Annotated in this window: 9 protein-coding genes and 2 pseudogenes; all 11 read left to right on the top strand. The window is 48.9% G+C overall.

The window, feature by feature from the left end; genetic code table 11:
• Positions 1-85 precede the first annotated feature (85 nt).
• The 11 genes and pseudogenes from OQV04_RS22215 (at position 86) to OQV04_RS22175 (ending at position 8273) form a co-directional block, all read left to right on the top strand.
• Positions 86-1144 carry a baseplate J/gp47 family protein gene (locus tag OQV04_RS22215; RefSeq protein WP_247806855.1) on the top strand — a complete coding sequence of 353 codons (1059 nt, stop codon included), beginning with the start codon at positions 86-88 and terminating at the stop codon, positions 1142-1144.
• Positions 1135-1719 (top strand): YmfQ family protein, encoded by a 585-nt coding sequence (locus OQV04_RS22210; RefSeq protein ID WP_101969437.1) that lies wholly within the window; start codon positions 1135-1137, stop codon positions 1717-1719. Before OQV04_RS22215 ends, OQV04_RS22210 begins: the two co-directional genes overlap by 10 nt.
• A 3-nt stretch (positions 1720-1722) precedes the next feature.
• Positions 1723-2025 (top strand): annotated as a pseudogene (locus tag OQV04_RS22205) (hypothetical protein); the annotation flags it as partial.
• Positions 2017-2649, top strand: a complete 633-nt coding sequence (locus OQV04_RS25265; RefSeq protein ID WP_442899669.1) for a glycine-rich domain-containing protein — start codon at positions 2017-2019, stop codon at positions 2647-2649. The pseudogene OQV04_RS22205 and the gene OQV04_RS25265, both read left to right, overlap by 9 nt.
• Positions 2646-2813, top strand: a complete 168-nt coding sequence (locus OQV04_RS22200; RefSeq protein ID WP_158302269.1) for a hypothetical protein — start codon at positions 2646-2648, stop codon at positions 2811-2813. Before OQV04_RS25265 ends, OQV04_RS22200 begins: the two co-directional genes overlap by 4 nt.
• Before the next feature lie 119 nt (positions 2814-2932).
• A complete protein-coding gene (locus tag OQV04_RS22195; protein WP_101969435.1) occupies positions 2933-4003 on the top strand; it encodes an acyltransferase family protein in 1071 nt (356 codons plus the stop codon).
• Between the two features lie 160 nt (positions 4004-4163).
• Positions 4164-4415, top strand: a pseudogene (locus OQV04_RS25260) (S24 family peptidase); the annotation flags it as partial.
• A gap of 342 nt (positions 4416-4757) precedes the next feature.
• A complete protein-coding gene (gene dacD / locus OQV04_RS22190) occupies positions 4758-5924 on the top strand; it encodes a serine-type D-Ala-D-Ala carboxypeptidase DacD (protein WP_000830174.1) in 1167 nt (388 codons plus the stop codon).
• A 118-nt stretch (positions 5925-6042) separates the two neighbouring features.
• On the top strand, positions 6043-6516 hold the full coding sequence (gene sbmC / locus OQV04_RS22185; RefSeq protein WP_001105412.1) for a DNA gyrase inhibitor SbmC: 474 nt from the start codon (positions 6043-6045) through the stop codon (positions 6514-6516).
• 197 nt (positions 6517-6713) lie between these two features.
• Complete coding sequence (locus OQV04_RS22180) at positions 6714-7772, top strand: FUSC family protein (protein ID WP_001200891.1); 1059 nt, start codon at positions 6714-6716, stop codon at positions 7770-7772.
• Between the two features lie 171 nt (positions 7773-7943).
• Entirely contained in the window at positions 7944-8273 is a 330-nt protein-coding gene (locus OQV04_RS22175; protein ID WP_000450409.1) for a DUF496 family protein, read from the top strand.
• Positions 8274-8450 lie beyond the last annotated feature (177 nt).

The raw sequence follows: 8450 nt of genomic DNA, 5'->3' as shown, positions 1-8450 counted from the left end.
ACGGGAATATCTGCGGCAGCGGGCTTGTAATGGGTTAAGTGATAACAGATGTCTGGAAATATAGGGGCAAATCCAGCGATAACGCATGGCGGACAGTGAATTTCAGCGCCCGACGCTGGCAGAAAATATCAGTATGCTCCGTAACGATTTATTCGCCAGGCTGGACGTCAGCAACACGCTCCGGCGCATGGATGAAGACGTGCGGGCAAAGGTGTATGCGGCGGCGCTGCATACGGTCTACGGGTACATCGATTATCTGGCAATGAATATGCTGCCTGACCTGTGCGATGAGTCCTGGCTGGCGCGACATGCTGCGATGAAACGGTGTCCGCGCAAGGGGGCCACGGCTGCCAGCGGGTATATGCGCTGGGAAGGTGTCAGCGATGGCCTGAAGGTGACTGCCGGGAGCGTGATTCAGCGCGATGACCTGGTTCAGTACACGGCAACTGCCGATGCAACCAGCTCCGGTGGTGTCCTGCGTGTGCCGATCACTTGCTCAAATGCAGGCGCGGTCGGTAACGCTGACGACGGTACGGCATTAATCCTAGTCACGCCGGTGAATGGTCTGCCGTCTTCCGGTGTTGCAGATACCCTGACTGGCGGATTCGATACTGAAGATCTGGAAACGTGGCGCGCCCGCGTCATTGAGCGGTATTACTGGACGCCGCAGGGCGGGGCTGGCGGGGACTATGTCGTCTGGGCTAAAGAAGTGCCCGGCATTACCCGCGCATGGACATACCGTCACTGGATGGGAACGGGAACTGTCGGTGTGATGATTGCCAGCAGTGACCTGATTAATCCCATTCCGGAAGAATCAACGGAAACGGCGGCAATACAACATATCGGGCCACTGGCCCCGGTGGCAGGTTCTGACTTGTATGTGTTCAGGCCGGTGGCACATACGGTGGATTTTCATATCCGCGTGACGCCGGATACACCGGAAATACGGGCTGCCATCACCGCGGAGTTGCGTTCGTTCCTGCTGCGTGATGGTTATCCGCAGGGAGAACTGAAGGTGTCGCGTATCAGTGAGGCGATTTCCGGTGCGAACGGGGAATACAGCCATCAGTTGCTTGCACCGGTGGACAATATCTCCATTGCGAAAAACGAACTGGCGGTACTGGGGACGATTTCATGGACGTGACAAACGATGATTACATCCGCCTGTTATCGGCACTGTTGCCGCCCGGTCCGGCGTGGTCAGCCAGCGATCCGGCGATTGCCGGTGCGGCACCGTCATTAACCCGTGTTCATCAGCGTGCGGATGCCCTGATGCGGGAGCTGGATCCGCGCACCACCACTGAACTGATAAACCGCTGGGAGCGTCTGTGCGGTCTGCCGGATGAATGTATTCCGGCGGGAACGCAGACCCTTCGCCAGCGTCAGCAACGGCTGGATGCGAAGGTTAACCTGGCGGGCGGCATCAACGAGGATTTTTATCTTGCACAGCTTGCTGCCCTGGGCAGACCAGATGCCACCATCACGCGATACGACAAAAGCACGTTCACCTGCTCATCGGCCTGTACTGACGCGGTGAATGCGCCGGAATGGCGGTATTACTGGCATGTCAACATGCCAACCACCACCAACACCACCTGGATGACATGTGGCGATCCCTGTGATTCCGCACTGCGTATCTGGGGCGACACCGTTGTCGAGTGTGTGCTTAACAAACTCTGCCCGTCGCATACCTACGTAATTTTTAAATATCCGGAGTAATCCATGCATCGTATAGACACGAAAACCGCGCAGAAGGATAAGTTCGGCGCGGGTAAGAACGGTTTTACCCGTGGTAACCCCCAGACTGGCACGCCTGCCACCGATCTGGATGATGACTACTTTGACATGTTGCAGGAAGAACTTTGTAGCGTTGTTGAGGCATCTGGTGCCAGTCTGGAGAAGGCGCGGCACGACCAGTTGCTTACCGCGCTTCGTGCTCTGCTGTTAAGCCGCAAGAATCCGTTTGGCGATATCAAATCGGATGGCACGGTGAAAACGGCTCTCGCAAACCTTGATTTGGGAGATACCAACGGATACGTAGGTAGGAAGATTGCCGAGCAGTGGATCACCTCATCAAAAACAGTAACGCTAAACCCGCTGACGAAGCGCATCAAAGTAACTCTAACGGGAGGGGGTGGTGGCGGAGGTGGCGCTTTTAATAGTGGTTCCCCAACCGATAACTTTTCCGGTGCTGGGGGGGCTGCAGGCGCTACAGGTATCAAATGGTTCAATATTGCTGACATCACAAACTTTGCCGTGGTTATCGGTGCTGGCGGAACTGAGGCAACAAAAGGCGGTAACTCAACATTTAGTGGGATGGTTGCCACAGGCGGAAACCCGTCCACTGCTTCCACTGTATATGCATCAGGCGGCGTTGGAGTTGCCGGGTCTGGTGGTGATGTAAATCTAGCCGGCGGAGATGGCGGAGATGGCCAAAATAATACTAGGTTCCTTAATGGGTACGGCGGTTCAAGCTTTTGGGGTGGCAGCCGAAGAGCGGGGCAGTGTACTGTATATTCACCGAGAATTGCGAAAGCATTAGTCCCTGGCGGTGGCGGCGCTGGCGCATATGACACGCAGGTCTTCTCCACGCGTTTTTATGGTGGTGAAGGTGCTGATGGTATTTGTCTTGTGGAGGAGTTTGCATGAGATATGCATTAATTACAGATGGAATAGTTGTAAATATTGTTATATGGGATGGTGAGGGGCATATTTTTGATGATTATCAGGTTGTTAAAATAGACGGAATACCATGCAGAATTGGATGGATTTATGAAGATGGAGTATTCACCGATCCTGAGTCAAGCGAGTAAAGCACTGCCAGCATTCCAGCCAGAAACACAAAACCGTGACAACCATCACTTAATCATCAATGGCATAGATGTTGATGATATATTTCTAGTATAATTTTTCTTTTTTTAAATAAATTGTTATGGAAATTAAACGCTTCTATGCTGTTGATGGTTTGCGCGGCCTTTTTGCATGCGCAGTGCTCCTAAATCACGCCATCAATGCTGTTACTGGTTGGAAAAATGATGGGCCATTCAACGGCCCTCACTTGGCTGTTGCATATTTTTTCATCATATCGGGATTTGTGCTTACCCACTCAGTAAGAAATGGGGCGTCTATCCCGTCATATTTTTTGAATAGACTGGCAAGACTGTGGCCTCTTACCTTTATATCATCAGTGATAATGGTAATCATTTACTACGTAAATAGCCTTAATGGTGGTTATGTGCCAGGTGATTACGTATTTAGTATCAGGACATGGGTAGCGAATTTAGCATTTATACATGGGTCTACCCCATTATCATTCAATTTGATAAATGAACCTTCGTGGAGTGTCAGCATAGAATTTTGGGCGTCCATGTTGATTCCAGTTCTGTTCTTGAGAATGGGGCCGCTTTCAAGGTTATGCATTTCTATTTTGGCATTTATTTATCTGGCTGTTGTTTCTGCCAGAGGGCTCGGTAGTCCAGAGCTTTTCGGGATGTACAATTTTGTTTTTGCATCATCATGTCTTTTGATGGGATCGGGTATGTACTCGATCATAAAATTAAAATGGTACGAGAGTTTCACTAAACTACCTCAAAAGAATGTTTTTTTGGCTATGTGTCTGTTTGTATGCTTTGCCGGGCTCTATGCTCAACCTTCGCATACCAACAGGATGGATTATTTCTACATGGTGGCATTTCTTCCCCTGCTAACTGTCGATTACATGAATGATGAGTCCCTGGTTAAACGGTTCCTTTACTCTGCACCAGTCCAGTTTTTAGGGTTTATCAGCTTCCCTCTGTACCTTCTCCATTTCCCTGTGATGATTACCGGTATTGTTGAGGGAGATCCATTTATGGGGGCGGTAAAAATGATTGCTGTCTCGATAGTGCTAGCGTATTTATACGCAGCATTCATCGACGTCAGAATGTACAAGTACCTTAAGGGACGTATAAGCGCATTGCTTCCTGACAAGCCCTCAGCGATAGAGAAGGGCAAAGAGGCCTGAGACATGAACCCGCTAGAGCGGGTTTTCTTTTGATGGGGCAGAGGTGGGGTAAAAAATTAGCGCAAAACAACTCAAAACTGGCGAGGGTGGTGATTCGTCTTGCGCTAACCGATCACACCTTTTCATCAATCCAGTCCGACCACCACTGCATCATTTCTCTGCGCTTAATGTAGCGGATGCCTCACTATCACATAGTGATGGTTCATTACTGCTTTGTAGAATGGATAGAGAACTGAGGATAAAAAGATATCCCAAAACCCCAAAATCTCATCTTTAGGATTTGCAGAAAGGGAGGCGTGAACAGATACCTGCGCATGAAGACGGAACTAGTCCAGATGTGATATTTGTGGTGATCACATACATCATCAACGATGCTCGTTATGGTGAGTTTGATGACTACCCGCTGAAGTGAAAATTGTGTTGTGTACCAAATTGCGTACCAAACTAAAATCACAAATCATGAAACCCTTATTCATGGCGGTTCTCAGGGGTGTTGCGCGTAATCGTGAAAAAAAAGGTAGATTGTTGCTTACCGTCATTCATCATTAGGTTAAATCCGTTATTTCTGCTGTCTGCCAGAGTATCAAATATCACCGTGCTAATCAGCTTTAGCGCCACAATTTGGCAGCGAGTGGCAACAGATCATGTCAGATAAAAATGCTAGGGTAGTCACATTTTCTTGCACTTTATTCCAGCCAGTTCATAAGTATTTCCGTAAAAAGAACAGCTATTTGAAACTCCTGAGGGTTTGCTGTTGAAACGCCGTCTTATTATTGCTGCTTCTTTGTTCGTTTTTAACTTATCGTCTGGTTTTGCGGCGGAAAACATTCCTTTTTCACCTCAGCCTCCACAGATTCAAGCCGGGTCCTGGGTACTGATGGATTACACCACCGGACAGATCCTCACCGCGGGTAATGAGCATCAACAGCGCAATCCCGCCAGCCTGACAAAGCTGATGACGGGTTATGTCGTGGATCGCGCTATCGATAGTCATCGCATTACGCCAGACGATATTGTCACCGTGGGGCGCGATGCGTGGGCGAAAGATAATCCGGTGTTTGTCGGTTCTTCACTGATGTTTTTGAAAGAGGGCGATCGCGTATCGGTACGTGATTTAAGCCGTGGTTTAATTGTGGATTCCGGAAATGACGCTTGTGTTGCTCTGGCTGACTATATTGCCGGTGGGCAACGGCAGTTTGTTGAAATGATGAACAACTATGCCGAGAAGCTGCATCTCAAGGATACGCATTTTGAAACAGTGCATGGTCTGGATGCACCTGGCCAGCATAGCTCGGCTTATGATTTAGCTGTGCTTTCTCGCGCTATCATCCACGGCGAGCCCGAGTTTTATCATATGTACAGTGAGAAAAGTCTCACCTGGAACGGTATCACCCAGCAAAACCGTAACGGGTTGTTGTGGGATAAAACCATGAATGTTGACGGCCTGAAAACGGGTCATACTTCTGGTGCCGGGTTTAATCTCATTGCTTCGGCTGTAGATGGGCAGCGTCGTCTCATTGCAGTGGTAATGGGGGCTGACAGTGCAAAAGGTCGTGAGGAAGAGGCAAGAAAATTACTGCGTTGGGGGCAACAAAACTTTACTACGGTGCAAATTTTGCACCGTGGGAAAAAGGTCGGAACGGAACGCATCTGGTATGGCGATAAAGAAAATATCGACCTGGGAACGGAACAAGAGTTCTGGATGGTGCTACCGAAAGCCGAAATTCCACATATCAAAGCCAAATATACCCTTGATGGTAAAGAGCTCACCGCGCCAATTAGCGCCCATCAGCGGGTAGGGGAAATTGAACTTTACGACCGTGATAAACAGGTGGCGCACTGGCCGCTGGTTACCCTGGAATCTGTCGGGGAAGGCGGCATGTTTTCCCGCCTGAGTGATTATTTCCACCATAAGGCCTGACCTTTCTTTTGCAGCAGACTGGCAGGAGTGCGAGTCTGCTCGCATAATCAACACTCATTCCTTGTGGTTTTAATTTTGCAACTATACTGTATATAAAAACAGTGTTAATGGAGGCGTCATGAACTACGAGATTAAGCAGGAAGAGAAACGTACCGTTGCAGGTTTCCATCTCGTTGGCCCGTGGGAACAGACGGTAAAGAAAGGCTTTGAGCAGTTGATGATGTGGGTAGATAACAAAAATATTGTGCCGAAGGAGTGGGTTGCTGTCTATTACGACAATCCAGATGAAACACCCGCCGAAAAATTACGCTGCGACACCGTTGTGACGGTACCGAATAACTTTACGCTTCCCGAAAACAGTGAGGGCGTCATTCTGACAGAAATTTCAGGTGGTCAGTATGCGGTGGCGGTGGCTCGTGTAGTCGGTGATGATTTTGCTAAACCCTGGTATCAGTTCTTTAATAGCCTCTTGCAGGACAGTGCTTATGAAATGTTACCAAAGCCCTGCTTCGAGGTTTATTTGAACAATGGCGCGGAAGATGGGTACTGGGATATCGAAATGTATGTTGCGGTGCAGCCAAAACATCACTAATTCATCTCAGGGCGGTGTGTTAACGCGATGACCACTCTTTTTTTGAAAGCGAAAAGAGTAAGATGCGCCTTTCAATTTTTTCGCTCCTGCCGGGAAATTACACTGTTCCCGGTTTGTCCGTCGGATAATTCAGAGGCGCGCCTTCTGGCCGACAGATGAGTTATGAGCGCTTTTAATCTTCATTACGGAGTTTTTGCGTGCGTGCCGATAAGTCATTAAGCCCGTTTGAAATCCGGGTATACCGCCATTACCGCATTGTGCATGGTACTCGGGTCGCGCTGGCATTCCTGCTCACTTTTCTCATTATCCGCCTGTTTACTATCCCTGAAAGCACCTGGCCGCTGGTCACCATGGTGGTGATTATGGGGCCAATCTCGTTCTGGGGTAACGTTGTTCCTCGCGCCTTCGAACGTATTGGCGGTACGGTGTTGGGTTCGATTTTAGGTCTTATCGCTCTGCAACTGGAGTTAATTTCGTTACCGCTGATGTTAGTCTGGTGCGCGGCGGCTATGTTTCTTTGCGGTTGGCTGGCACTGGGCAAGAAACCGTATCAAGGATTATTGATTGGGGTGACGCTGGCAATTGTTGTGGGTTCCCCGACAGGTGAAATTGATACGGCGTTATGGCGAAGCGGCGATGTGATCCTCGGCTCTTTACTGGCAATGTTGTTTACCGGTATCTGGCCACAACGGGCGTTCATCCACTGGCGCATTCAACTGGCGAAAAGTCTGACCGAGTATAATCGGGTTTATCAATCTGCATTCTCACCAAACTTACTCGAACGCCCACGTCTGGAAAGCCATCTACAAAAACTCCTGACCGATGCCGTGAAAATGCGTGGGCTGATTGCGCCCGCCAGCAAAGAAACTCGAATTCCAAAATCGATATATGAAGGTATCCAGACCATTAACCGCAATCTGGTTTGTATGCTGGAGTTGCAAATCAATGCATACTGGGCCACGCGCCCCAGCCATTTCGTGTTATTGAACGCGCAAAAACTTCGTGATACCCAGCACATGATGCAGCAAATACTGCTGAGCCTTGTTCATGCGCTGTACGAAGGTAATCCGCAGCCGGTTTTTGCCAATACGGAAAAATTGAACGATGCTGTGGAAGAGCTGCGTCAGTTGCTGAATAACCACCATGACCTGAAGGTTGTGGAAACACCAATCTATGGTTATGTGTGGCTGAACATGGAAACGGCACATCAGCTTGAGTTGCTATCGAATCTGATTTGCCGGGCCTTGCGCAAATAATTCCTGAACTTCAGAATCATCTTGCTGCTGCTTCGATTCAGCAAGGATAAAGGGTATGATAGTGAAAAGGGATAAAAGCATTGTCATCTGCGGCAGCTATGAGTAATGTTGGCCCTAACGAATAGCGGTTGCTTAAACGAATCCGACTCTCACATTATCAGGGGTATAAAAATGGAAACTACCAAGCCTTCATTCCAGGACGTACTGGAATTTGTTCGTCTGTTCCGTCGTAAGAACAAACTGCAACGTGAAATTCAGGACGTTGAGAAAAAGATCCGTGACAACCAGAAGCGCGTCCTGTTGCTGGACAACCTGAGCGATTACATCAAGCCCGGGATGAGCGTTGAAGCAATCCAGGGCATCATCGCCAGCATGAAAGGTGACTATGAAGATCGCGTTGACGATTACATCATCAAAAATGCCGAGCTCTCCAAAGAACGCCGCGATATCTCCAAAAAGCTGAAAGCTATGGGCGAAATGAAAAACGGCGAAGCGAAGTAATTCCTGTTTTATTCAATGAGGGTTGCCCGGCAACCCTCATTGCTCATTGATTCTTATCTGTGTATCACCGTCATCATTCTCATCTGAGAACCTATCGAAATTAGGGAAGGTGCGAACAAGTTCCTGATATGAGATCATCATATTCATCCGGAGCGCATCCCAGAGGGACATCATGAG

This window comes from Escherichia sp. Lx600-2 (genome assembly GCF_036662595.1).
Classification (GTDB): domain Bacteria; phylum Pseudomonadota; class Gammaproteobacteria; order Enterobacterales; family Enterobacteriaceae; genus Escherichia; species Escherichia coli.
This window is presented reverse-complemented; position numbering and strand designations above follow the sequence as displayed.

What these genes read in the sequence shown, in the direction of transcription:
- OQV04_RS22215 (WP_247806855.1), top strand. Translation starts at nt 86, where the DNA reads ATGGCGGACAGTGAATTTCAGCGCCCGACGCTGGCAGAAAATATCAGT.
- OQV04_RS22210 (WP_101969437.1), top strand. Translation starts at nt 1,135, where the DNA reads ATGGACGTGACAAACGATGATTACATCCGCCTGTTATCGGCACTGTTG.
- OQV04_RS22200 (WP_158302269.1), top strand. Translation starts at nt 2,646, where the DNA reads ATGAGATATGCATTAATTACAGATGGAATAGTTGTAAATATTGTTATA.
- OQV04_RS22195 (WP_101969435.1), top strand. Translation starts at nt 2,933, where the DNA reads ATGGAAATTAAACGCTTCTATGCTGTTGATGGTTTGCGCGGCCTTTTT.
- sbmC (WP_001105412.1), top strand. Translation starts at nt 6,043, where the DNA reads ATGAACTACGAGATTAAGCAGGAAGAGAAACGTACCGTTGCAGGTTTC.
- OQV04_RS22175 (WP_000450409.1), top strand. Translation starts at nt 7,944, where the DNA reads ATGGAAACTACCAAGCCTTCATTCCAGGACGTACTGGAATTTGTTCGT.